Below are 24,771 nucleotides of genomic sequence, written 5' to 3' on the forward strand. Positions count from 1 at the left end.
CCCCGCCGATGTAGGAGGCGACTGTGGCGACCCCGGTGAATCCCGTCCGTGACAACGTTCTGATCGTGCACTGGCACGATCTGGGCCGTCACCTCGGGTGTTACGGCGCGTCCGGGGTACGTAGTCCGAACCTCGACCGGCTCGCCGCGGAGGGTGTGCTGCTGACGGACTCGCATGCGGCGGCGCCGCTGTGCTCGCCGTCGCGTGGCGCCCTGTTCTCGGGCCGGTACCCGCACAGCAACGGGCTGATCGGCCTCGCACACCACGGCTGGCAGTACCACGACGACGTCCGCACGCTGCCGTCCCTGCTGGCGGAGGCGGGCTGGTACACGTCCCTGTTCGGGATGCAGCACGAGACCGCGTATCCCAAGCGGCTCGGCTTCCACGAGTACGACGTGACGAATTCGTACTGCGAATACGTCACCGATCGGGCGTCGAGGTGGCTGTCGCGGTTCCCTCCGCAACCGTTCCTGCTGACCGCCGGCTTCTTCGAGACGCACCGCCCGTACCCGGTCGACAGGTATGTCCCCGCCGATCCCGAGGGTTTCGACGTTCCGTCGTACCTGCCCGACCGGCCGGAGGTCCGTGAGGATCTGGCCGGATTCCACGGGTCGATCGAGGTGGCCGACGCGGCCGTCGGCAGGTTGCTGCAGACGCTGGACGCCGAGGGGCTCGACGAGAGCACGTGGGTCGTGTTCCTCACCGACCACGGCGAGGCGTTCCCCGGTGCGAAGTCGACACTGTATGCGCCGGGCACCGGAATTGCGACGCTCATCCGCCCACCGCGGAGGCTGCGGGCGTCGCCTCGCGTCTACGACGACCTGTTCAGCGGGGTGGATCTCGTTCCCACCCTTCTCGAACTGCTCGGCGTCCCGATCCCCGCGGCCGTGGAGGGTGTCTCCCACGCCGGGCAGTTGCTGGGCCGGTCGGAGTCGGCGGCACGCGACGTCCTGTTCACGGAGAAGACGTTCCACGACAGCTTCGATCCCATTCGCGCGGTGCGCACCAAGCAGTTCAGCTACATCGAGAATTACGCGCCTCGGCCCAAGCTCGATCTTCCCCTCGACATCGAGAACAGCCTGTCCGGTGCGGCGCTGGGCACCGAGCATCTCCGGCCGCGTCCGAGCCGGGAACTCTACGACCTGGTCGCCGACCCCGGCGAACGCGACAACCTGGCCGACACCGAGGACTTCGCCGGGACGCAGGCCGAATTGGCGCTGGAACTCGCGACGTGGCGACGGGCCACGGGCGACTCGATCCCGAGCGAGGAAGAGGGAACGGCGTACGCCCGGAAGGCCATGGAGGAATACCTCGCCACTCTCGAGCGGGTGCCGGACGTGCGTTCGGCCTACAGTTCGGACCGCGGAATTCTCGACGAGCCGCGGAGCGGTGTAGCCACGTAGGGGCGGATGATGCGGTTCCGTGCTCGCGACCTGCGCGGCAGTGGTGCACTGGAAGTGTGAGCGTCGACTGCCCGCGGTGCACTCCGCCGAAGCTGCTGCGCGAGATGGTGCGCCGCCTCGGCTACTCGGCGACACTCTCCGGGTCCGGCGAGGCAGCGGTGACGGGTATCAGCCAGGACTCTCGTCTCGTCCGGGCCGGCGACGTGTACGCGGCGCTGCCGGGGCGGCACCGGCACGGGATCGAGTTCGCGGTCGAGGCCGCGGCGCGCGGTGCTGTCGCGATGCTCAGCGACCGCGGGTCGGACATCCTGCCGACGATCGTGGTGGACGATCCGCGTCGTGCTCTCGGTCCGTTGGCAGCGTGGGTGTACGGCAATCCGTCCGAGGCACTCGACGTCTACGGTGTGACGGGGACGAACGGGAAGACCAGCACCGCGTACCTGCTGGACGCGGGACTGCGTGCGGCAGGTGTCGGCACCGGCATGATGACGGGGATCGCCGTCCGGGGACCGAACGGGTCACGCACCGCGACCCGGACCACGCCCGAGGCATGCGAGCTCCAGCAGACCCTCGCCGCGTTCGCCGAGCACCGGATCGGGGCCGTCGCGATGGAGGTGTCGAGCCACGGCCTCGCCCTGCACCGAATCGACGGAACGTCGTTCCGGGTGGGGGTGTTCACCAACCTCGCCCGCGACCATCTGGACTTCCACCCCGACATGGACGCGTACTTCGCGGCGAAGGCCCGATTGTTCGAACCGGGGCGCTGCGCCGCGGCAGCCGTCGGCGTCGACGACGAGTTCGGACGCCGCCTCGCCGCCACCGTCACCGTGCCCCGCGTGACGTTCTCGTCGAGGACGACCGCGTCCGACTTCTCCGCGTCCGCCGTGCACGCGGACGAGGGCGGTACGTCGTTCACGCTCCACGGCGCCGGGGCGCCGAAACCGGTGCGGCTCCGGCTACTGGGAGTGCACCAGGTGGACAACGCACTCGCGGCGATCGCCGCCCTCGCGGTTCGCGGGGTGGACCTCGACTCCGCGGTCGCCGGGATCGAGAACCTCGACACCGTGCCCGGACGCCTGGAGGCAGTGGACGCGGGCCAGGCATTCCTCGCGTTCGTCGACTACATGCACAACACGGCCGGTCAGCGACGTCTGTTTCCGTACCTCCGCTCGCTGACGCGAGGCCGGGTCATCGCCGTCGTCGGGGCGACCGGTGAGCGCGACCCCGGCAAGCGGGTGCCGCTCGGCGCGACCGCGGCCCGTTTCGCCGACACGGTCATCGTCACCGACGAGAGTCCGTACTCCGACGACGGACGTGGCGCGAGGTGCACGCAGTGGTGGCGACGCCGAAGTGCTCGTCGTCCCCGACCGCGCCGAGGCGATCGTCGCCGCCGTCACCCTCGCCTCGCCGGGCGACGTCGTGGTGGTCGCAGGCCGTGGGCACGACCGGGTTCAGGCGTACGGGCCGCGCCGACGTGTGTTCGACGACCGGATCGCACTCCAGGAGGCACTCCAGCGGCTCGCCGCCGGCTAGACCAGTGGCGTCTCGTGCCGGGCGAGTTCGGCGAGAATCCGCGCGACGAGATCGTCGAGATCGGCGCCGGTGGTGTCGAATGCGAGATCCGGGTTCTCGGGGGCCTCGTACGGGGCGTCGATCCCGGTGAGGCCGCGGAGCTCGCCTGCGCGCGCCCGGGCGTAGAGCCCCTTGGGGTCACGCCGTTCGCACTCGTCGACCGGCGTGCTCACGTGGATCTCGAGAAACGGCAGTCCCGCGGCCTCGTTGAGCGCCCGTGCGATCGTGCGGTCCGAGCGCAGCGGCGACACCATCGACGCGATGGCGACCACCCCGGCGTCCGCGAACAACCGGGTGAGGTGACCGACGCGGCGGATGTTCTCGGCCCGGTCGCCGGGCGAGAACCCGAGGTCGTCCGAGATGCCGTGCCGTACGTTGTCGCCGTCCAGCAGGTACGCGGTTCGTCCGGCGTCGACGAGGGTCCGCTCGAGTGCGACCGCCACCGTCGACTTCCCGGACGCCGGCAGCCCGGTGAGCCAGATGGTGGCGCCCCGCTGCCCGGTCGCGGACCAGCGCCGATCCCGTTCCAGTGATGACGGGTGCCACTTGATGTCGTGCCGGGTCTGTTCGCCGGGCACGACTTCCCGGGCTTCGCCGACGGTTCCGGCGCCGACGGTGTCGTTGCTCTGCTCGTCGATGAGGATGAACGCGCCGGCGTCGCGATTGGTGGCGTAGGGGTCGGGGAGCACCACCGTGCTCGTCCGGAGCGTGATCCGGCCGATGTCGTTGAGGGCGAGTTCGCTGGGGGAGTCGTGCTCTTCGAGGGTTTCCGGATCGAGCCGGGTGTGCAATTCCTGAACGGTGGCGCGCACGGTGCGGGAGGTGTGCTTGAGCGCCACCCGGTCGCCTGCCCGCAGCGGTGTCTCGCTCAGCCAGCACACGGTCGCGTCGATCTCGCGGGCCGGGACGGGTGCGGTCGCGTCGGCGGCGGCGCTCACGACGAGGTCGCCGCGGGCCACGTCGAGGTCGTCCGCGAGTTCGAAGGACACCGACAGCGGGGCGACCGCGACGGACCGGTTCGGATCGAGGGTGTCGAGGATGGTGACCGTGCTGCGGGAACCCGCAGGCAGGACCACCACCTCGTCGCCGACGGACAGGGTGCCCGCGGACAGCCGGCCGGTGTAGCGGCGTCGCCGATCGTCCGTGGGACGCGCCACCCACTGGATCGGCAGTCGCAGTTCGGACGGGACCGCGGACGGTGCGGCGAGTTCCACCTCTTCGAGATACTCGAGGATCGTGGGCCCGTCGTACCAGGGTGTCGAATCCGACCGTGTGACGACGTTGTCGCCGCGGGTGGCGGACACCGGGATCACCGTGAGGTCGCGGCCGCCGAGCCGGTGCGCGAGCAGACCCAGTTCGGATTCGACTTCCTTGAACCGGGTCTCGTCGAAGTCGACGAGGTCGATCTTGTTGACCACCGCGACCAGGTGCGGCACGCCGAGCAGGTCGGCGATCCGGGCGTGGCGTCGGGTCTGCCGGAGCACCCCGGCGCGGGCGTCCACGAGCAGCACGGCGACGTGGGCGTTCGACGCACCGGTGAACATGTTGCGGGTATACCGTTCGTGCCCCGGCGTGTCCGCGAGCACGAAACTGCGGGTCGGCGTGGAGAAGAACCGGTACGCGACATCGATGGTGATGCCCTGTTCGCGTTCGGCGCGCAGCCCGTCGGACAGGGCGGCGAGGTCCGCCTCGCCGTCGGCGTTCGTCACCGCCTCGAGGTGGTCGGTGGGCAGGCTGCCCGTGTCGTGGAGGAGCCGTCCGATCAGGGTGCTCTTGCCGTCGTCGACGCTGCCCGCGGTGGCGAGCCGCAGCAGCTGACGGGGCCGGCCGGTGGTGGTCATCAGAAGTACCCCTCGCGCTTGCGGTCTTCCATCGCGGCAACGGAAGTTCTGTCGTCGGCCCGGGTCTCGCCGCGTTCGGAGACCGTGGCCGCGGCGATCTCCTCGATCACGCCGGCGACGTCGCCGGCGTCCGAGCGCACGGCGCCGGTGATCGTCAGGTCCCCGACCGTGCGGTACCGCACCCGGAGCCGTTGCACCAGTTCGTCTTCGGTGGGCAGCGTGTACTCGGACAACCCCAGCAGGATGCCGTCGCGCTCGAACACCTGCCGCTCGTGGGCGAAGTAGATCGACGGCAGCGCGAGGTTCTCCAGTTCGATGTAGCGCCAGATGTCGAGTTCGGTCCAATTGCTCAGCGGGAACACACGGACCTGCTCACCTCGGCGAATCCGCCCGTTGTACAGCGACCACGGCTCGGGCCGCTGCGAACGCGGATCCCACTGCCCGAACTCGTCGCGGAAGCTGAGCACCCGCTCCTTCGCGCGGGCGCGTTCCTCGTCGCGGCGCGCGCCGCCGAACGCGGCGTCGAAACGGTGCGCCTCCAGGGCGTCGAGCAGGGTGCGGGTCTGCAGCCGGTTCCGGGACGTGCCGGGCCCGCCCGATTCGGTGACGCGGCCCCTGTCGATCGACTCCTGCACCGACGCGACGATCAACCGGTGACCGTCCTCGGCGAGCCGGCGATCGCGGAACTCGATCACCTCGGGGAAGTTGTGCCCGGTGTCGACGTGCAGGACGGGAAACGGCAACGGGGACGGCCGGAACGCCTTCTCCGCCAGCCGCAGCAACACGATCGAGTCCTTGCCGGCCGAGAACAGCAGAACCGGTCGCTCGAGTTCGGCGACCACCTCGCGGATGATGTGCACGGCCTCCGCCTCCAGCGCACGGAGTTCGTCCAGCCGTGCGGCGCTGTCCAGCGGCGCCGCGGCGCCGATGGCGGTCACAGCGGAAGTCCGTTCGCGGCGGCGTCGGACCGATACCGCAGAACCCATTCCTTGGAGCGGCCGTCGCTCTGCCGCTTCAGCGGCGGCGGGGGCGCGAGATCGGCGTCGAGGCCGAGTTCGACGAGCACCTTCGCCGCCGTCGCCTGGGGCGCCGCGACGAGATCGTCGAAACCGATGTCGATGTGGTCGAGTCCCTCGACCTCGAACCAGTTGCGCCACTGCTCATCTTGATCGCGCAGAATCCGGACGAGGTGGGCGATGCCGCCCGCGTGGTACTCGGCGCCGTCGTGCGGGGCGGGTGGGGTGGCGTCGTCGCGCCACACCTGAGTTTGCACCGCCCGCCACATCGACACCGCCTGCGCGACGACGTCACGCCGGTAGACATGGATGAAGGCGAGGTCGCGGCCCAGGATGTCGTCCAGGGCGGACCGCAGGTCGTCACCGGAGCGGTCCGGAAGTCCGGCGGCGCGGTCGAGGACGAGCGGCACCTGGTTCCACATCAGCTTTCCGCCCCACACCCCGTTGGGAGTGCGACCGAGGCTGAGCAGTTGATCGCGCCACTGCTCCGCGGTGCGGGTGTCGGCGGTCCCCGGTTCGAGCGGGGCGAGCAGCGAGAGCACCGCCTCGTCGGTGACACCCTCGAACCACTGCCGCGGCTGCGGTGATCGACTGGTGGACGGCAGGTATTGGAAGAACTCCTCGGGGTTGCCGGCGACGGTCGTGGCGCGAAGAGATTCGACGAGCAGAGTGCTGCCGCTGCGCTGTGATGCGCAGACGAGATATGAGCGTGGCTCCGACATGCCGGAAACTATAAACGCGAAATTCGGTGCCGAAATCTGGAGGAAATCGAATTAGCGTGATTGAAACACTTGGCATTTTCTGCTGCGTGTGAGTCTGCGATATCAGCGCTGTGGCGTTGTTTATTTGAGCAGGTCGGAGCAGTGTTCTGACGTAGAAATTCAGTTCGTGCCGTGCCCCGGGAATGGGCCCGCGAATGGTGAATATGAATCAGGCTGATCGAAAGAGTGAAACGGACGCTTACGGTATTCAGCCTTTTCGGCAGATGAGTACCGGACACCGGGCGTGGTGGATGAGACTCTGGCTCGTCGAGCCCACGATCGACGCGGTGAACGGATTTCGCCCGTGGCTGCCGACGGCGATCAACTGCGCACCGAACGAGTATTCGAGGAGCACTTTCATCGGCCCACCACGCTCGAGGCAGCGCGTGACTTCGACATCGGGGTACTTCTCGCGCCACCCGGCGAGGCTCTCGGCGAGCCACGCCTCCTCGTGCTGGACCAGATCGGACCAGTCGGTGAAGCGACGTTCCTCCGAGTACCACGCACCGAGGGTGGAGTGCTCGGCCCATGTGTGCACCGCGACGAGGGGAGCGCCGAAGAATGCCGCGAACTCGAACGCGTGGGCCACCGCCATGTCGCTCAGTTCGCTGCCGTCCACACCCACCACGACGGGGCGGGTTTCGCTGACCTCGTGGCCCTGGATGCCGCGCCAGACGACCACCGGACATTCGGCTCGGTTCGACACCCGCACGACATCGGAACCGGCGACCACCGATTTCATCTCACTCGTGGCCGCGGGCCCGAGAACCAGCATCCGGGCCGTCTTGGACAGTTCCACCAGCGCGTGGGCGGGCGGACCGGGGTGGGTGCTGCGCTCGACTTCCAGGTCTTGCTGCCCGTCCAGGACGATGCGCTCGGCGGCGTCGAGGAACTCATCGCCTTCGGGGTGACCGTCCGCGGAATTCGGATGCTTGGGTAACACGTGGACGAGGCGCAGCGGCTCCTCGAAGCGCCTCGCGGCGGATGCAGCCCACGCCGCCGCCTCCAGCGCGCCGTCCGATCCGTCGATGCCTGCCACGATGCCGCGTCGAATCCGTGCTGTGCTCATGGGGGTGCTCCTCACCTCCATTCCAGTTTGGTCCAGGACGGCGGCGACGCGCCAGAGGTAAATCGGCCGGCGGCCGATCCCGGCGCGATCTCGATGCGATCGACGCGTCCGCGAGGATACTCGAGTGAACGGCGAGCGACGACAGCCAGAAGGAGAGCGACAGCCCACCATGAAGACGCGGACGAGCGGCTCGGGAGAGGGAGGCGAAGGTGACACTCCCTCGCAGTTGATAGATGCGCGAATCGAGGAGCTGGGTGATTGGCGGGGCGAGACGCTCGCCCGGATCCGTGCCCTCGTCACGCAGGCCGACCCCGACGTCGTCGAGGAGTGGAAGTGGCGAGGGGTGCCGGTATGGTCGCACGCCGGAATGATCTGCACCGGTGAGACGTACAAGAATGCGGTGAAGGTGACGTTCGCCCAGGGCGCTTCGCTGAACGACCCGTCAGGCCTCTTCAACTCCAGCCTCGAAGGCAACACTCGGCGTGCCATCGATTTCCACGAGGGCGACACGATCGACGCCGAGGCGTTCCAGGCGCTCGTCCACGCCGCCGTGGCGCTGAACATCTCCTAGCGTACGGGCCAAGGGTTTTCGGCCGCTGCGACCCGTTTCACCTGGGGTTTCCCTGTGTTTCGGTGGCGCGGTGAACCGGAGGCACGGGTGAACCGTGTGTACTGCTGAGAGGTGGTGACCGATGCCGGATGCCCAGACCGAGCTGATGCACGCCCTGTACGAGGAGCATGCCCCCGCGGTGTGGCGGTATGCCCTGCGGCTGACCGGCGACCGCGCCCGCGCCGACGACATCGTGCAGGAGGTCCTGCTGCGAGCCTGGAAGCATCCGAACGTGCTCGACCAGTCGGAGTCGTCGGCCCGGGCGTGGTTGTTCACGGTCGCCCGGAACCTCGTGTTCGACGAGCACCGCAGCGCCCGCTCCCAGCGTGAGATCGGGATGAGCTCGACACCCGAACGCGCCGCCCCGGACAGCTCGGACGGCGCACTCGACGCCTGGATGATGGGTGATGCGCTGGCCCGGCTCAGCCCCGACCATCGTGCGGTTCTCGTGCTCGGCTACTACCGGGGAATGTCGACCCACCAGATGGCCGACGAACTCGGAATACCGGAGGGAACGGTGAAATCCCGCATGCACTACGGATTGCGGGCCCTTCGATTGGCTCTGCAGGAAATGGGGGTGACCCGATGACGTTCGACGACTTCGAGTCGCACGAGGATCCCTACGTCCGCTGGGACGCCGCATATGTGCTCGGTGCGATGTCCCCGAGCGATCGGCGCGAATACGAGGCGCACCTCGCCCACTGCGCACAGTGCTCGCAGGCCCTGTCCGAACTGGCGGGCATGCCCGGGTTGCTGGCCCTGATCACACCGGAAGAGGCGTTCGGCACGCTGCCTGGGAACGCCGCGCCCGCGGATGCGGAGACCCCCCCACCACGTGTGCTGACCCAACTGGTGGGGACGGTACAGCGGCGCCGACGGCACCGGCGAGCGGCGACGGCCCTCGCGGCGGCGGCCGCCGTGATCGCCGTCGCCGTCCCGGTGGGGGTGCTGGTGACGCAGGACCGGACCCCGGCCGCCCCGGTCACGGCCATGCCCGTCCCGGACCACACCACCGAGGCGGTGTTCACCCCCGTGGTTCCGACGACGATCACCGCGAGCGCATCCGTCGCGTCGACATCCTGGGGCACCGTCGTCTTCGTCGAGTGCTCCTACGAGGACACGTGGCCCGGCGACGGTCGCTACGGCGCCGACACCGAGGGCTACGCGCTGACCGTCACCGACCGCACTGGAATCGTCACCACACTGGCCACCTGGACCGGTGAGGCCGGCACGACGGTGCGGCCCACGGCCACCACCAGCCTGCCCGTCGACGCGATCGCGAGCATCGACGTGCGATCCGACGACGACCATGAGGTACTGCTGACCGCGGCGTTGTGAGCGAGCCGCCAGGGAGTCGGGTCGGTTTTCATACCTCCTGCACGCTCCACCGTCGTGTTTCGTTCGTCACGAACGTTTCCGGAAAAATGTTCTGCCACCGGTGAACCCGACCGGTACGTCGTTCGTGTGTATATCCAGTGGGTGACCGCAGGTCGCCCCACCCGATCCACGACACGGGGGTCTGCCGATGAATCTCACGGATCACGAGCCACGGACAACCGGTCGGAACATGCGCGTCGCCGACTACATCGTCGCGGCGCTGGCCGCAGAGGGGGTCGAACACGTCTTCGGTGTGGGAGGCGCGAACATCGAGGACCTGTACGACGCGCTGCACCGCTCCCACGACGTCGAGGGCGTCGTCGCCAAACACGAGTTCTCGGCGACGACGATGGCCGACGGGTACGCCCGGACGTCGAACCGGATCGGTGTTGTCGCGGCGACGTCGGGCGGGGGTGCGCTCAATGTGATCGCCGGTCTCGGTGAAGCATTCACGTCGCGTGTGCCGCTTCTGGCGTTGGTCGGGCAACCACCGACGACGCTCGAAGGGATGGGCGCATTCCAGGACACGAGTGGACTGGCGGGGTCGATCGATGCGACCCGGTTGTTCGGTGAGGTGTCCGTGTACTGCGCGCGCGTCGAGTCGCCGCTCGACCTCGAACGCCAACTCGCCGAGGCGCTGGCCGCCGCGCGACGCGGCGGGCCCGCGGTTCTCCTGTTGCCGAAGGACATTCAGCAGTCGCTCGGTGAGTTCCCGGAACCACGTCGAGCGGTCCCGACCGCACCACGCACCACCGCGGCGGAGATCGCACGGCTCGCCGAGGCCCTCCGCGACGACTACGGCCGCGTCACCGTCATCGCCGGAGACGAGGTCGCGCGAGCCGGCGCGCGAGGGGAACTCGCGGAACTCGCGCACGTGCTCGGCGCCCGGGTGGCCGTCACGCCCGACGCGAGGGACGTGCTCGATCCCGCGGCGCCCGGTCGGCTCGGGGTCACCGGCGCGATGGGGAATCCGGATGTCGTCGACGCACTGCAGGATTCCGACGTCTGCCTGCTCGTCGGCACGCGACTGCCGGTGATGGCACGCGGAGGTCTGGACGGGGCGCTCGAGAAGACGCTGGTGTACAGCGTGGGCTCGGCGAAGCCGTATCTGCATGCCCATCACGTGCCGACGCGGGATCTGCGGGCGACGCTGCGCGGGCTCGTCACCGAAATCGGGTTTGCGGCCTCGCGGGCGCCCGTCGCGCAGAGCGAGCCGACCCCGATCGACGTGCCGTCGTCCGGCACGTCGGGCCTGGGCTACACGGACGCGGTGAAGGCGCTCGCCGCGGTGATGCCAGCGGGCGCCGACGTGTTCGCCGACGCGGGAAACACGGGTGCCGCTGTGGTGCATCATCTTCCGGTTCCGAGCGGAGGCCGGTTCGTGGTGGCGCTGGGAATGGGCGGGATGGGCTACACGTTCGGCGCCGCGATCGGTTCCGCCTTCTCACGGGGCCGCCGCACGTTCGTGATCGCAGGCGACGGTGCGTTCTACGCACACGGGCTCGAGATCCACACGGCCGTCGAGTACGACGTGCCGGTCACGTTCGTCGTGTTCAACAACAACGCCCACGCGATGTGCCTGACCCGCGAGCAGGTGTACTTCGAGGGCGCATACACGTACAGCCGGTTTCGTCCCGCCCACATCGCGGCGGGAGTCGGCGCACTGTTTCCCGGCTTGCCGTCCCACACGGTCGACACGCACGCCGGCCTGGCCGACTCGCTACGCGCCACGGCCGGCTCGGCGGGGCCCGCTGTCATCGAAGTCGCCTGCGACGCCGACGAGTTGCCGCCGTTCCTGCCGTTCCTGCCCGCACGACGCCCGACCGAGAGATCCGAATCCCGAGAAGGAGCACGCAGATGACCGCTCGAGAGATCGCCCCGCTGCCCGACCTTCCCGCCGACCTGCCCGGCCTCGTCCGCATCGAGACCTCCGACCGTCAGGCGACGACACCGATCATCATGGACATGCTGAGGTCGGTGTATCCGCACGACCAGGTGTTCGGAAAGTACTGCACTGTCAACGAATACATCGACTGCCCGCCGGACGAGGTGTTCCGTTACCTCTCCCACACCCGCAGCCTCGCGGAATGGACGTACAGCCTCCGCGGATTCACCCCGGCCGGAGAACCCGGGCTGTGGCTCGCGTACGACCGCCTGGGCGACACCACCGAGATCTACACGCGCACCGTGGCACACCCGGCCGCGATGACCGTCGACTATCACTGTGCCTGGGACCAGGGCAAACACCTGTGGATGGTGTATCTGATGCGGGTGGTGGACGCGCGCACGGTCCTGGACGTCGACGGATCCGTCGTGCTGTGGACCAACTGCCACCATCCGTTCTACGACGACAATCCCTACCCCGAGACCGCTCCCGCAGACCGGGTTCCGTGGGTGGGCGACTTCTGGGACATGTTCGCCGCCGGACACCGACTGGAGATGAGCAATCTCAAGGCGATCTGCGAATACCGGTGGGCGAACGACCTGCCCGTGACCCCGACCTGGATGAGTGAGTGAGACATGGACACCGTCAGCCTGATCGACATTGCCGGCTACCTACCCGAGAACCGGGTGGAAGCGGACTATTTCGCCCAGTTCGCCGCCTCCGACCGGCTCGCCGAGAACATCATGTTCCGGGCGCCGAAATTCCGCCACCACATCGCGAGCGACGAGAACGCCGTCGACATGGCGGAACGTGCAATCGCCCCGCTGGTCGAACGGAGCGGCGCCGAACTCGTCGCCAACGTGGACATTCTCATCACCCACACCCAGCTGCCCGACGTCCCGATCCAGGGCACCGGCGGAGAACTCGCGCGCCGGATGGGGATCACCCCGGAGTGGGTGGTGGACCTGCACAACGGCGGCTGCGCGTCGTTCGTGTACATGATCAAGCTGGCACGCCGGATCATGCAGACCGGGGACGCGTCGACCGCCCTGATCGTGTCGGTGCAGAACAGCGCCGGCCAGATCTTCACGCAATCGGACGTGCGCGCGCTGGCACAGTCGGCGGTGCCGGGTGACGGCGCGGGCGCATGCCTGCTGGTGAAGTCGGAGGCCGCACCGGTGCTGGGGCTGGAGTGCCGGACCTACCCCGAGTTCGCCGGAGACATGACGGCCGCCGTCGATCCGCCCCGCAAGTACTGGGAGGCGGGCACCGGCCAACTGCACATCGGGTTCACCGAATCGAGGATCGCGAAGGTCTTCGCCCGCGGAAACCGGCTCGTCCCCGAGGTGGCGCTCGCGGTGTGCAAGCAGATCGGCATCACCCCCGACGAGATCGACACCCTGGTCACCAACCAGCCCAACCGGCTGTTTCTCCGCAACTGGCGGGACGCACTCGAGCTTCCGGCGGAACGACACCCCGACACGTTCGACGAATGCGGGAACCTGTTCGGCGCCGCGATCCCCGTCACCCTCGACATCGAGAACCGGGCAGGCCGGATCCCCAACGGTTCGCTGGTGATGATGTCCGCGTTCGCGCACGCGGGCGACTTCGCCGGGGCCGGGGCGATTCGATGGGGCGCCGCCCCGGCGGGGGTGTGAGATGACGACGCCGACCATCGCGGGACCCGGTGTGAGATTCGATCTCGCGCTGAGCGAGAACCCGTTCGCCCCGTTGCCCTCCGTGCTCGACGCGCTCGACGGTGTGATGCGCCGGGCGCATCGGTATCCGGAATTCCTGCCCGAGAGGCTGATCGAGGTCATCGCGGATCACGAAGGGCTCGACGCCGATCAGGTGGTGGTGGGCGCCGGCGCCACCGGCGTCGCCCTGCAGGTCATGCGCTCCGTCGCCGGGCCGGGGGAGCGGATCGTGTTCACCGCGCCGACGTTCGACGGGTACCCGATCATGGCGCGCATCGCGGCACTCGACGCGGTACCGGTACCGATTCTCCCGGACGGCGGGCAGGATCTGGCCGCGATGGCGGCCGCCATCGACGATCGCACCCGGCTCGTCGTCGTCTGCCGCCCGCACAACCCCACGGGAACGCTCGTCGACCCCGCCGAGCTGGCGGACTTCCTCCGTCATGTTCCGGACCGGGTGGTCGTCGTCCTCGACGAGGCCTACGTGGAGTTCGTCGACCGCCGACAGGTCCTGGACGTGCATCGCATCATCGCCGAACACCCGAACGTCGTGTTCCTGCGAACGTTCTCCAAGGCGTACGGACTGGCCGGGTTGCGTATCGGATTCGGCTTCGCGGATGCGGCTCTGGCGCGGACGATTCGAACGCTGCAATTGCCGTTCGGGATGGGCAGCGCCGCCGTTCCCGCGGTCACGGCGTCGTACGCCGCCGAGCACGAGCTCCGTTCCCGGGTGGCTGCCATCGTCGCCGAGCGCGAGGAACTGTGGCGTACGGTGAGGGCGGCGGGAATTCCGGTCCCGCGCAGTCACGCCAACTTCCTGTACCTCCCCGGAGGGGACGTCGGTGACGCACTGGCCCGTGCCGGCATCCACGCGCGCACCTACCCCAATGGTGACGCGCGGATAGCGGTAGGGAACCCGGATGCCGGGCGTGCGGTGATCGACGCGCTCAGGCCGACAGTGCCCGGAACCGCTGCAGCTCCGTGTGGGTCTGCGAGTACCGGTCGAGCATGACATCGAGCAGCCGGGGGTGCGGTCCGATGGTGGCCGCGTAGGTGATGCCGGGGCCGCAGGATTCCGCCGCACGGCTCACCCGATCGGTGAGCAGTCCCGGCGCCAGGAACCACGGCGCGATCACGATGCGCTCGGCACCGGCCTGCCGCAGCGTCGAGATCGCCTGCTGCACCGTCGGTTCCGCCGACGTCGCGAAACACGTCACCGCTCCCGACCATCGGGTGCCCGCGACGAGCGATCCGGCCAGATCGCGAGTGCGGTCGTTCGCGGCCGGGTCGGACGAGCCGACCGCGGCGAGGACGATCCCGAGACCGGACTCACCGGCGGAACCGCCGGCCTCGCCGATGCGGTCACGGACGGCCTCGACCAGCCGCGCGTCGTGCCCGAGAACGTCGGCCTGCCGGACGTGCAGGTGCGGGTGACGGAGGCGGGCGGCGTCCAGGAGCGCAGGAAGATCGACGCGTGCGTGGAACGCGCTGCCCAGCAGCATCGGCACGATCACGGCGGAGGAATGCCCCTCGGCGGCGACCGTGTCGATCACCTGGTCCACGGACGGTGCGTTGAGGTCGAGGAAGCACAGCCGGACGTCGAGGTCCGGTCGCTTGGCCCGGAGCGCCGACACGGCAGCCGCCACCACCCGCGCACTGCGGGGGTCGCGACTGCCGTGGGCGACAGCGATCAGCGGGGTCATCGCACTAGACGCGCTCGCCGAGCTCCACCGCTGCGATGGCGTCTCCGACGAGGCCGGCCGCGAGCGTGTTGCCGCCGGCCGGATCGATCAGCAGGAAGCTGCCGGTGTGGCGGTTCACGGTGTAGTCGTCCGCCACGATCGGCTCGGCGACACGCACCGAGATCTTGCCGATCTCGTTGAGTTCCAACGACTCCGGGCTGGGCTCCGAGGTGAGCTCCTGCTCGTTGAAACGCTCGACGAGCGTGCCGACGATGGCCTGCGTGGTGCGGGTGCCGTGCTTGAGCAGCAGGCGGGCACCGGGACGCAGTGGCTTCTCGGCCAGCCAGCAGACCGTCGCGTCGAACTCGCCGAGCGGCTCCGGGGCGTCGGCGGGGGAGGCGATGACGTCGCCGCGGGAGACGTCGACGTCGTCGGCCAGCACGAGAGTGACGCTGCGGCCGGCGTGGGCGCTGTCGAGTTCGCCGTCCGCGGTGTCGATGCGGGTGACCGTGGTCCGGACACCGGACGGCAGGATCACCACCTCGTCGCCCGGAGTCACCTCACCCGCGGCGACCTGCCCGGCGTACCCGCGGTAGTCCGGGAACTCCGGGGTGCGCGGACGGATCACGTACTGGACGGGGAAACGGAGACCGACCCGGTGGGGTTCGGCGTCGACGGGCACCGACTCGAGATGCTCGATGAGCGTGGGGCCGTCGTAGTACGGGGTGTTCTCCGAACGCACCGCGACGTTGTCGCCGTGCAGGGCCGACACCGGGATCTCGACGACGTCCTCGGACGCCCAGCCGAGCGAACTGGTCAGCGAGTTGAACTCCGCCGAAATGTTCGCGAACACGGTGGCCGGATCCTCGACGAGGTCGATCTTGTTGACGGCCAGCACCAGCTTGGGGACGCCGAGCAGCGCGAGAACGGCGGCGTGCTTGCGCGTCTGGGAGATGACACCCTTGCGGGCGTCGACCAGCAGGATGACCATCTGCGCGGTGGACGCACCCGACACCGTGTTCCGGGTGTACTGCACGTGCCCGGGAGTGTCGGCGAGGACGAACGAGCGGCGGGGGGTCGCGAAATACCGGTACGCCACGTCGATCGTGATGCCCTGTTCACGCTCCGCGCGCAGACCGTCGACCAGCAGGGACAGGTCGGGGGTGGACAGCCCCTTGTCGACCGACGCCCGGGTGACGGCGTCGATCTGATCGGCGAGAACCGATTTCGTGTCGTACAGCAGACGGCCGACGAGGGTCGACTTGCCGTCGTCCACACTGCCGGCGGTGGCAAGCCTCAGAAGGTCGCTCATGATCAGAAATAGCCCTCTCGCTTGCGGTCTTCCATGGCCGCTTCGGAAACTCGGTCGTCGCCACGGGTTGCGCCGCGCTCGGTCAGCCGGGACGCTGCGACCTCGGCGAGGATCGCCTCGTTGTCGCCGGCGTCGGAAAGAACTGCGCCCGTGGTGGATCCGTCGCCGACGGTGCGGTACCGCACCGACAGCGTCTGCAGGTCCTCACCCTCGGACGGTCCGCCCCACACACCGGGAGTCATCCACATGCCGTCGCGCTGGTACACCTCGCGCTGGTGCGCGTAGTAGATGCTGGCCAGTTCGACGTTGTCACGGGCGATGTACCGCCAGATGTCGAGTTCGGTGAAGTTGCTGAGCGGGAAGACGCGGACCTGCTCACCGGGGGAGTGCTTGCCGTTGTACAGGTTCCACAGTTCGGGGCGCTGCTTCTTCGGGTCCCACTGGCCGAATGCGTTGCGCAGCGAGAAGATGCGCTCCTTGGCGCGGGCGCGCTCCTCGTCGCGTCGGGCGCCACCGAAGACCGCGTCGAAACGGTTCTCGGCGATGGCGTCGAGCAGCGGAACGGTCTGGAGGGGGTTGCGGATCCCGTCGGGGCGTTCGGTGAGCCGGCCGTCGGCCAGGTAGTCCTCGACCTTCGCCACGTGCAGACGCAGGTTGTACTTGGACACGACGTGATCGCGGAAGTCGAGGACCTCCTGCAGGTTGTGTCCGGTGTCGACGTGCAGCAGCGCGAACGGCAGCGGCGCAGGCCAGAACGCCTTGATCGCCAGGTGCAGCAGCACCGTGGAGTCCTTGCCGCCGGAGAACAGGATCACCGGGCGTTCGAACTCGCCCGCGACCTCACGGAAGATGTGGATGGCTTCCGACTCGAGGGCGTCGAGCGTGTCGAACTGCGACCCGTCCAACTGCGGCCGGACTGCGGATTCGGCGAGGGAATGGGAAATGTCGATGGTCATGAGGCGTGCAACCCGCATTCTGTCTTGGCCTGACCGGCCCAGCGGCCGCTGCGCGGATCGCTGCCGGGGGCTGGCTTGCTGGTGCACGGAGCGCACCCGATGGACGGATATCCCTCGTCGACGAGCGGATTCACCAGAATCGAGTGCTCGTCGATGTAGGACTGCATGTCTTCGTCGGACCACGCGGCGATCGGGTTGATCTTCACCAGACCGAACGCGTCGTCGAACGAGATCAGGGGGGCGTTGGCGCGGGTGGGCGCCTCGACCCGCCGGATGCCGGTGACCCACGCCTTGTAGCCGGAGAGGGTCTTCTTCAGCGGGGCGACCTTCCGCAGTGCGCAGCACCGGTTGGGTTCGCGGGCGAACAGATCCTTGCCCTCCGCCGCATCCTGTTCGGCGACACTCGCCTCGGCCCGCGCGTTGATCACGTTGACGCCGTACACCTGCTCGACGGCGTCACGGGTGCCGATGGTTTCCGCGAAGTGGTATCCGGTGTCGAGGAACAGCACGTCCACACCGGGATGGACCTGGGCGGCGAGGTGGACCAGAACGCCGTCCTGCATGTTCGAGGCGACGATGTAGTCGCTTCCGAACGTGTCCTCGGTCCACTGCAGCAGTTCCTGCGCAGAGGCGCCCTCGAGACTTGCCGCGCCCTGCGCGGCAAGGAGCCGTAGGTCGTCCTGGGTGGCTGTGGCGAGATTCAACGCAAGTCTCCTTCGTCTGCGCGCACGACCCATTCCGCGAAGCGTTCACCCTCGTTGCGGTGCTTCACGAAGTGGCGGACGACGCGATCGATGTAGTCACCGAGTTCGGTGCTGGTGACCTTGTGCTGGCGAAGCTTCCGGCCGAAGGCAGAATCGAATCCGAGGCTGCCGCCGAGGTGAACCTGGAAGCCCTCCACCTGGTTGCCCTCGCCGTCGTCGACGAGCATCCCCTTGAATCCGATGTCGGCTACCTGCGAGCGGGCGCAGGAGTTCGGGCAGCCGTTGATGTTGATCGTGATCGGCACGTCGAGCTGCGCGTTGATGTCGGCGAGCCGCTGCTCGAGTTCGGGAACGAGCACCTGCGAGCGCTTCCGCGTCTCCGCGAACGAGAGCTTGCAGAACTCGATGCCCGAGCACGCCATCAGGTTCTTACGCCAGTGCGACGGACGCGCGGGCAGGCCCACCTCGTCCAGGTCGGCGATCAGCTGCTCGAGCTTGTCGTCGGCGACGTCGAGAATGATCAGCTTCTGGTACGGCGTGAAGCGGATCTTGTCGCTGCCTGCCCGCTCCGCGGCGTCCGCGACCTTGGCCAGGATTGTGCCGGACACGCGACCTGCGATGGGGGCGACGCCGACGGCGTTGAGACCGTTGCGGGTCTTCTGCACACCGACGTGGTCGATCGGCCGGGTGGGCTTCTCCGGCGCGGGGCCGTCGATGAGCTTGCGCTTCAGGTACTCGGTTTCGAGGACCTCGCGGAACCTCTCGATACCCCAGTCCTTGACCAGGAATTTCAGGCGGGCCTTGTTCCGCAGCCGGCGGTAACCGTAGTCGCGGAAGATCGACACGACGGCCTCCCACACGTCGGGAACCTCGTCGAGCGGCACCCAGACGCCGACCCGCTGCGCCAGCATCGGGTTGGTGGACAGCCCGCCGCCGACCCACAGGTCGAGGCCGGGACCGTGCTCGGGGTGGTTGACCCCGACGAACGCGACGTCGTTGATTTCGTGCACCACGTCCTGCTGACCGGAGATCGCGGTCTTGAACTTGCGTGGCAGATTCGAGTACTCGGGCTTGCCGATGTAGCGGCGGACGATCTCATCGATCGCGGGAGTGGGGTCGAGGACCTCGGTCAACGACTCACCGGCCAGCGGTGAACCCAGGACGACGCGGGGGCAGTCACCGCACGCCTCGGTGGTCTTGAGGCCGACGCCTTCGAGGCGCTTCCAGATCTCCGGGACATTCTCGACCTCGATCCAGTGGTACTGGACGTTCTCGCGGTCCGAGAGGTCGGCGGTGTCGCGCGCGAACTCGGTGGAGATACCGGCGATGGTGCGCAGCTGCTCGACGTTCAGGGCGCCGGCGTCGCAGCGGACCCGCATCATGAAGTACTTGGCTTCGAGCAGGTCGATGTTCTCGTCACCGGTGAAGGTGCCGTCGTACCCCTGCTCGCGCTGGGTGTAGAGACCCCACCAGCGCATACGGCCACGCAGGTCACCCTTGTCGATGCTGTCGAAGCCCTGCTTCGAGTAGATGTTCTCGATACGGGCCCGGACGTTGAGCGGGTTGTCGTCCTTCTTGGCCTGCTCGTTGGCATTGAGGGGCTCGCGGTAGCCGAGGGCCCACTGGCCTTCGGCGCGTCGCCGAGCCGGCTTCGCCGTGCGCGTACGCGCGGGTGCTGCGTCAACGGCAGCGGGGGAGGCGTCGGTGGTCGACGTCATGGAGCACTCCTGAATCTCAAGATGCACCGGCTGAGGCCGAGGAGGAGGGCTGATCCTCGCTCGGGGCATTCGAATCCGGCCGGAAGTCGAGAAGAATGATGAACGGGCTGACAGGCTGAATTACTGCGCGATACAGGGCAGACAACAACAGCTGCAGACACGCTTGAGATCGACGTGACGACGCGCCACAAGTCGCACTCCGGGTCCGGTCATGCCGACCATTGTGCCACGTCAGATCGCTCACGCAGAGCCGGGCACCGATTTCCACCATTTTTGCGGGAAATATCACGAGGAGGGGCCCGCGACGGCCGGGTGGACACCGGAGGTGAGCCGACCATGGAGACTGTAAGGGTGAACGGAACGAGCACTACCACGGTCGGACGCGACGAGGCGGCGGCATTCGCGCTGCCCGGGAGTGCGTTGAAGGGTGTGGGGAGCCGCCCGTTCGGGATCTATGTGCACGTGCCTTTCTGTGCCACACGCTGCGGATACTGCGATTTCAACACGTACACGGCAGGCGAGCTGGGGACGTCCGCGTCGCCGCAGTCGTGGATGGAAGGGTTGCGCCGCGAACTCGACCTCGCCGCGCAGATGACGGGCGCCCCGGCCGTCGACACCGTGTTCGTCGGCGGTGGCACGCCGTCACTCCTCGGCGGCGACGGACTGTCGGACGTTCTCGGTGCGGTCCGCTCGAGCTTCGGCCTCGCGAAGGGCGCCGAAGTGACCACCGAGTCGAACCCGGAGTCCACGTCGCCGGAGTTCTTCGAGCGGTTGCGCGCCGGCGGATTCACGCGGATCTCACTGGGCATGCAGTCGGCGGCGCAGCACGTGCTGAAGGTGCTCGACCGCACCCACACACCCGGACGTGCGGTGGCCGCGGCGCAGGAGGCGCGGGCCGCCGGGTTCGAGCACGTCAATCTCGACCTCATCTACGGAACGCCGGGGGAGCGCGACGAGGACCTCGACCTCTCGCTGGACGCCGTGCTGTCCGCCGGGGTGGACCACGTATCCGCTTACGCGCTTATCGTCGAGGACGGCACGGCGCTGGCGAGGAAGGTGCGCCGCGGCGAACTGCCCGCGCCCGACGACGACGTCCTGGCGTCGCGGTACGAGCGCATCGACGCGCGGCTCGCGGAAGCGGGCCTGACCTGGTACGAGGTGTCGAACTGGGCATCGGCTGACGCCGCGACGGGGGAATCACGTTGCCGGCACAACCTGGGGTACTGGGACGGCGGGGACTGGTGGGGCGCCGGGCCGGGCGCGCACAGCCACGTCGGCGGAGTCCGCTGGTGGAACGTCAAGCATCCGGCGCGCTACGCGGACCAGCTGGCGGCGGGAAGTCTGCCCGTCGGTGGGAGCGAACAGCTGACCACGGAGGACGTCCACGTCGAGCGGGTGATGCTCACCGCGCGGCTGCGGACCGGACTACCGGTGGCGGAGCTGGATGCCGCGGAGCAGCGCGCGGCCCAGACGGTGGTGGCCGACGGACTGCTCGTGCGCGAGGGCGAGCACCTGGTGCTGACCGACCGCGGGCGGCTCCTCGCCGACGCCGTGGTCCGGACGGTGCTGCGCTGACGCTCAGCCCCCGACCGCTCAGGCCGTGACGATGCCGGGCATCTCGTCGTAGTCGAAGACGCGGGCATGCAGCACCACGCGGTTTCGCAGTGCCGAACGCACGGCCCGGTGCAGCCCGTCCTCGAGATAGAGCACCCCGTGCCACTGGACCGCGTGCGGGAAAAGGTCGCCGTAGAACGTCGAGTCCTCCGACAGCAACCGGTCGAGCTCGAGAACCTTGGTCGTGGTGACGATCTCGTCGAGCCGCACCTGCCGGGGTGGGATCTTGGACCAGTCGCGCAGCGACAACCCGTGGTCCGGGTACGGCTTGCCGTCCATGACACCTTTGAAAATCATCGCCTCGTCATCCGCCCGTGGTCGTTGCCTCTGCTCGTCTCCGGTCACCACAGTAAGGCCTGAACCGGTATCGGCGGCGCGGCGATTAGACTGGACCGAGCCGAGATGCACGTGCATCTGCACGTAGCTCAGGGGATGTGGCGGCCGATCCGAACGAAGGTTCGGTGACGCCGCTGCCCGTGATGATCGAGAACTGGAGGTGGACGGCGATGTCGAGTACGGACGACAGACGGTTCGAGGTTCTCCGCGCCATCGTCGCCGACTACGTCTCGACCCAGGAGCCGGTGGGATCGAAGGCGCTGGTCGAGCGGCACAACCTGGGCGTTTCCAGTGCGACGGTCCGCAACGACATGGCGTTTCTCGAGAGCGAGGGCTACATCGCCCAGCCGCACACGAGTTCCGGTCGTGTTCCCACGGACAAGGGCTACCGGCAGTTCGTCGACCGCATCGCCGACGTGAAGCCGCTGTCGACGGCGGAGCGGCGCGCGATCCTCGATTTCCTCGAATCCGGCGTCGACCTGGACGACGTCCTCCGGCGTGGTGTGCGCCTGCTCGCGCAACTCACACGCCAGGTCGCGGTTGTGCAATATCCCACACTCTCGGCGTCGTCGGTCCGGCACCTCGAGGTTGTCGCGCTGACGCCTGCCCGCCTGCTGCTCGTGCTCATCACCGATTCGGGCCGAGTGGATCAGCGCATCGTCGAACTCGGCGACGTGCTGGACGACGAGGATCTGGCACGGCTGCGCGGGTTGCTCGGCGGCGCCCTCGACGGCAAGCGGCTGGCGGCGGCGTCCATCGCGGTCTCGGAGCTGGCCGACGAGGCCCCGGAGGATCTGCGCGATGCCGTGATCCGTTCGGCGACCGTGCTGGTGGAGACGCTCGTCGAGCACCCCGAGGAGCGGCTGGTCCTCGGCGGCACCGCGAATCTGACCCGCAACGCCGCCGACTTCTCGGGAATCAGCGGATTCCCCGGTTCGCTGCGGGCGGTCCTCGAGGCGCTGGAGGAGCAGGTGGTGGTGCTCAAGCTGCTGGCCGCCACGCAGGACGCGGGCACCGTGACGGTGCGGATCGGTGAGGAAACCCAGGTGGAGCAGATGCGCGGCACCTCCGTCATCTCGACCGGTTACGGTGCGGCAGGCACCGTGCTCGGTGGAATGGGCGTCCTCGGACCCACCCGAATGGACTATCCGGGAACAATTGCGTCGGTGGCAGCCGTTGCGAGATACATCGGCCAGGTGCTCGCCGAGCGGTGACGGCCGGCCCCGGCGACAGCGCCACCGTGAACGAGCACACGTACCGGTAGCGAGATAACGAAGTAGAGAAGGACGAGAGACTCAACGTGGCACGGGATTACTACGCAACGCTCGGCGTCGATCAGAAGGCGACCGATCAGGAGCTCAAGCGCGCGTACCGCAAGCTTGCGAGGGAACTGCATCCCGACGTGAACCCCGACGAGGCGGCGCAGGCCCGGTTCCGGGACATCTCGACGGCCTACGAGGTGCTGTCCGATCCGGAGAAGCGTCGCATCGTCGACCTCGGCGGCGACCCCCTCTCCTCGGGTGGCGGCGGAGGTGGAGCCGGCTTCGGCGGCGGTTTCGGTGGCGGCCTCGGCGACGTGTTCGAAGCGTTCTTCGGCGGTGGAGGCGGTGCGGGCCGCGGGCCCCGCGGCCGCGTCCAGCCGGGCGCCGATTCACTCCTGCGCACCAGGCTGACGCTGGCGGAGTGCGCGACCGGCGTGAGCAAGCAGGTCACCGTCGAGACGGCGATCCTGTGCGACAGCTGCACCGGTGCGGGCACCAACGGCGACTCCAAGCCGGTGCGCTGCGAGACCTGTGGCGGCGCCGGCGAGGTCCAGTCGGTGCAGCGTTCGTTCCTCGGCCAGGTCATGACGTCGCGGCCGTGCCCCACGTGCCGCGGCGCCGGCGAGACGATCCCCGACCCCTGCCACAAGTGTGGCGGCGACGGCCGGGTCCGCGCCCGCCGCGACATCACGGTGAAGGTGCCCGCAGGCGTCGCAGGCGGAATGCGGATCCGGCTCGCCGCGCAGGGCGAGGTCGGCCCCGGTGGCGGACCTGCAGGCGACCTGTACGTCGAGGTGGTCGAGCAGGCGCACGAGGTGTTCGTGCGCGACGGTGAAGACCTGCACTGCACGATCCGGGTTCCGATGATCGACGCCGCCCTCGGCACGACCGTGACGATCGACACGATCATCGACGGGCCCAAGGAGATCACCATCGAGCCGGGGACCCAGCCGGGATCGGTGACGGTCCTGCGCGGGCACGGCATGCCGAAGCTGCGTTCCGGTATCCGCGGCGACGTGCACGCCCACCTCGAGGTCGTGGTTCCGTCGCGACTGGACCACAAGGAGACGAAGCTTCTGCGCGAACTCAAGGACCTGCGCGACCGCGACGTCGCCGAGGTCGTCTCCACCCAGTCGCAGCACAGCGGCGGATTGTTCTCACGCCTGCGCGAAGCGTTCAGCGGTCGCTGACCGTGGCGGCGACGGTCTTCTTCCTCGACCCGCTGCCCGAGGTGGGGAGCACCGCGGTCCTGGACGGCCCGGAGGGCAGGCACGCCGCGACGGTGCGCCGGATCGGCATCGGGGAGCGGATCGTGCTGGCCGACGGCCGGGGTGGTCTCGCCGACACCGAGGTGACGGCGGCCGCCAAGGACCGGCTCGAACTCACCGTTCACGAGCGTCGTCAGGTGTCCGCGCCGTCGCCGAGTGTGACTGTGGTGCAAGCGCTTCCGAAGGCGGAGCGGTCCGAGTTGGCGGTCGAGCTGGCCACCGAGGCCGGCGTCGACGCGATCGTGCCGTGGCAGTCCTCGCGGTGTGTGGCGCGGTGGGAGGGCCCCAAGGTCGCGAAGGGTGTCGCTCGCTGGCGCAGCGCGGCGCTCGCCGCCGCCAAGCAGTCCCGGCGGCCGATCGTCCCCGAGGTGTCGGAACTGCACCGCACCGCCGGAATGCTCGCCGTCGTCCGTGAGGTGGTCGGCCGGGGCGGTGTCGTCGCCGTGCTGCACGAGGCGGCCACCCAGGGCCTCGCCGAGCTTCCGCTGCGCTCGGCGGCCGAGATCGTGCTCGTCGTCGGCCCCGAGGGCGGAATCTCCGAGGAGGAGATCGCCGCACTGACGGACGCCGGCGCCGTCCCGGTGCTGCTCGGCCCGCACGTTCTGCGGACCTCGACCGCCGCGGCCGTCGCGCTGGGCGCCATCGGTGTCCTCACGGACCGCTGGGGTGCGGCCCCGCTAGCCTGACT

Annotated in this window: 23 protein-coding genes and 1 pseudogene; 13 read left to right on the forward strand and 11 right to left on the reverse strand. The window is 68.7% G+C overall.

What is annotated here, in order from left to right:
* Positions 1 to 23: 23 nt before the first annotated feature.
* Both QM693_RS24755 and QM693_RS24760 read left to right on the forward strand, forming a co-directional pair.
* On the forward strand, positions 24 to 1,403 hold the full coding sequence (locus tag QM693_RS24755) for a sulfatase family protein (RefSeq protein WP_283353689.1): 1,380 nt from the start codon (positions 24 to 26) through the stop codon (positions 1,401 to 1,403).
* Positions 1,404 to 1,459: 56 nt separating this feature from the next.
* Positions 1,460 to 2,936 (forward strand): annotated as a pseudogene (locus QM693_RS24760) (UDP-N-acetylmuramoyl-L-alanyl-D-glutamate--2,6-diaminopimelate ligase).
* Here QM693_RS24760 and cysC read toward each other — a convergent pair.
* From cysC to QM693_RS24780, 4 genes are all read right to left on the reverse strand, one after another.
* On the reverse strand, positions 2,933 to 4,816 hold the full coding sequence (gene cysC / locus QM693_RS24765) for an adenylyl-sulfate kinase (protein ID WP_283353690.1): 1,884 nt from the start codon (positions 4,814 to 4,816) through the stop codon (positions 2,933 to 2,935). The pseudogene QM693_RS24760 and the gene cysC sit on opposite strands and share 4 nt — an antisense overlap.
* Positions 4,816 to 5,754, reverse strand: coding sequence for a sulfate adenylyltransferase subunit CysD (gene cysD, locus QM693_RS24770; RefSeq protein ID WP_283353691.1), 939 nt, complete (start codon positions 5,752 to 5,754; stop codon positions 4,816 to 4,818). The genes cysC and cysD (QM693_RS24770) overlap by 1 nt, the downstream gene beginning before the upstream one ends.
* Positions 5,751 to 6,554: a trehalose 2-sulfotransferase gene (gene stf0 / locus QM693_RS24775; RefSeq protein ID WP_283353692.1), complete on the reverse strand. Its 804-nt coding sequence runs from the start codon at positions 6,552 to 6,554 to the stop codon at positions 5,751 to 5,753. The genes cysD (QM693_RS24770) and stf0 overlap by 4 nt, the downstream gene beginning before the upstream one ends.
* A 247-nt stretch (positions 6,555 to 6,801) precedes the next feature.
* A complete protein-coding gene (locus QM693_RS24780; protein ID WP_280782427.1) occupies positions 6,802 to 7,662 on the reverse strand; it encodes a universal stress protein in 861 nt (286 codons plus the stop codon).
* 169 nt (positions 7,663 to 7,831) lie between these two features.
* On the opposite strand from QM693_RS24780, the gene QM693_RS24785 reads away from it, so the two are divergent.
* From QM693_RS24785 to QM693_RS24815, 7 genes are all read left to right on the forward strand, one after another.
* Entirely contained in the window at positions 7,832 to 8,233 is a 402-nt protein-coding gene (locus tag QM693_RS24785; RefSeq protein ID WP_280782428.1) for a DUF1801 domain-containing protein, read from the forward strand.
* A 121-nt stretch (positions 8,234 to 8,354) separates the two neighbouring features.
* Complete coding sequence (locus tag QM693_RS24790; RefSeq protein ID WP_280782429.1) at positions 8,355 to 8,861, forward strand: sigma-70 family RNA polymerase sigma factor; 507 nt, start codon at positions 8,355 to 8,357, stop codon at positions 8,859 to 8,861.
* Complete coding sequence (locus QM693_RS24795; RefSeq protein WP_283333641.1) at positions 8,858 to 9,610, forward strand: anti-sigma factor family protein; 753 nt, start codon at positions 8,858 to 8,860, stop codon at positions 9,608 to 9,610. Before QM693_RS24790 ends, QM693_RS24795 begins: the two co-directional genes overlap by 4 nt.
* Before the next feature lie 187 nt (positions 9,611 to 9,797).
* Positions 9,798 to 11,510, forward strand: coding sequence for a thiamine pyrophosphate-binding protein (locus tag QM693_RS24800; RefSeq protein WP_283333643.1), 1,713 nt, complete (start codon positions 9,798 to 9,800; stop codon positions 11,508 to 11,510).
* Positions 11,507 to 12,166: an SRPBCC family protein gene (locus QM693_RS24805; RefSeq protein ID WP_280782432.1), complete on the forward strand. Its 660-nt coding sequence runs from the start codon at positions 11,507 to 11,509 to the stop codon at positions 12,164 to 12,166. The genes QM693_RS24800 and QM693_RS24805 overlap by 4 nt, the downstream gene beginning before the upstream one ends.
* Positions 12,167 to 12,169: 3 nt before the next feature.
* A complete protein-coding gene (locus tag QM693_RS24810) occupies positions 12,170 to 13,192 on the forward strand; it encodes a 3-oxoacyl-ACP synthase III family protein (RefSeq protein WP_283353693.1) in 1,023 nt (340 codons plus the stop codon).
* A 1-nt stretch (position 13,193) separates the two neighbouring features.
* Positions 13,194 to 14,243, forward strand: a complete 1,050-nt coding sequence (locus tag QM693_RS24815) for an aminotransferase class I/II-fold pyridoxal phosphate-dependent enzyme (protein WP_283353694.1) — start codon at positions 13,194 to 13,196, stop codon at positions 14,241 to 14,243.
* Here the strand turns inward: QM693_RS24815 and QM693_RS24820 are convergent.
* From QM693_RS24820 to QM693_RS37900, 6 genes are all read right to left on the reverse strand, one after another.
* Positions 14,179 to 14,934 (reverse strand): sirohydrochlorin chelatase, encoded by a 756-nt coding sequence (locus QM693_RS24820; protein ID WP_283353695.1) that lies wholly within the window; start codon positions 14,932 to 14,934, stop codon positions 14,179 to 14,181. The genes QM693_RS24815 and QM693_RS24820 overlap by 65 nt on opposite strands.
* A 4-nt stretch (positions 14,935 to 14,938) precedes the next feature.
* Positions 14,939 to 16,225: a sulfate adenylyltransferase subunit 1 gene (locus tag QM693_RS24825; protein WP_280782436.1), complete on the reverse strand. Its 1,287-nt coding sequence runs from the start codon at positions 16,223 to 16,225 to the stop codon at positions 14,939 to 14,941.
* 2 nt (positions 16,226 to 16,227) lie between these two features.
* Positions 16,228 to 17,181 carry a sulfate adenylyltransferase subunit CysD gene (gene cysD, locus QM693_RS24830; RefSeq protein ID WP_280782437.1) on the reverse strand — a complete coding sequence of 318 codons (954 nt, stop codon included), beginning with the start codon at positions 17,179 to 17,181 and terminating at the stop codon, positions 16,228 to 16,230.
* Positions 17,178 to 17,918, reverse strand: a complete 741-nt coding sequence (locus QM693_RS24835; RefSeq protein ID WP_283333647.1) for a phosphoadenylyl-sulfate reductase — start codon at positions 17,916 to 17,918, stop codon at positions 17,178 to 17,180. The genes cysD (QM693_RS24830) and QM693_RS24835 overlap by 4 nt, the downstream gene beginning before the upstream one ends.
* Complete coding sequence (locus tag QM693_RS24840; RefSeq protein WP_009473957.1) at positions 17,882 to 19,603, reverse strand: nitrite/sulfite reductase; 1,722 nt, start codon at positions 19,601 to 19,603, stop codon at positions 17,882 to 17,884. Before QM693_RS24840 ends, QM693_RS24835 begins: the two co-directional genes overlap by 37 nt.
* Positions 19,604 to 19,723: 120 nt before the next feature.
* Positions 19,724 to 19,825, reverse strand: coding sequence for an Ms4527A family Cys-rich leader peptide (locus QM693_RS37900; RefSeq protein WP_368681006.1), 102 nt, complete (start codon positions 19,823 to 19,825; stop codon positions 19,724 to 19,726).
* Positions 19,826 to 19,954: 129 nt separating this feature from the next.
* Here QM693_RS37900 and hemW point away from each other — a divergent pair, with 129 nt between their 5' ends.
* Positions 19,955 to 21,178 (forward strand): radical SAM family heme chaperone HemW, encoded by a 1,224-nt coding sequence (gene hemW / locus QM693_RS24845; protein ID WP_283353696.1) that lies wholly within the window; start codon positions 19,955 to 19,957, stop codon positions 21,176 to 21,178.
* Between the two features lie 18 nt (positions 21,179 to 21,196).
* Here the strand turns inward: hemW and QM693_RS24850 are convergent, their stop codons facing one another.
* Entirely contained in the window at positions 21,197 to 21,514 is a 318-nt protein-coding gene (locus QM693_RS24850; protein ID WP_005261240.1) for a type II toxin-antitoxin system VapB family antitoxin, read from the reverse strand.
* A 209-nt stretch (positions 21,515 to 21,723) separates the two neighbouring features.
* Here QM693_RS24850 and hrcA point away from each other — a divergent pair, with 209 nt between their 5' ends.
* The 3 genes from hrcA (at position 21,724) to QM693_RS24865 (ending at position 24,769) form a co-directional block, all read left to right on the forward strand.
* On the forward strand, positions 21,724 to 22,767 hold the full coding sequence (hrcA, locus tag QM693_RS24855; RefSeq protein WP_105415156.1) for a heat-inducible transcriptional repressor HrcA: 1,044 nt from the start codon (positions 21,724 to 21,726) through the stop codon (positions 22,765 to 22,767).
* 86 nt (positions 22,768 to 22,853) lie between these two features.
* Positions 22,854 to 24,005 (forward strand): molecular chaperone DnaJ, encoded by a 1,152-nt coding sequence (dnaJ, locus tag QM693_RS24860; protein WP_005247937.1) that lies wholly within the window; start codon positions 22,854 to 22,856, stop codon positions 24,003 to 24,005.
* Positions 24,006 to 24,007: 2 nt separating this feature from the next.
* A complete protein-coding gene (locus QM693_RS24865; protein ID WP_280782440.1) occupies positions 24,008 to 24,769 on the forward strand; it encodes a 16S rRNA (uracil(1498)-N(3))-methyltransferase in 762 nt (253 codons plus the stop codon).
* The last annotated feature ends 2 nt before the right edge of the window (positions 24,770 to 24,771 follow it).

Source organism: Rhodococcus sp. IEGM 1305 (assembly GCF_030058635.1).
GTDB classification, from domain to species: Bacteria; Actinomycetota; Actinomycetes; order Mycobacteriales; family Mycobacteriaceae; genus Rhodococcus_F; species Rhodococcus_F opacus_D.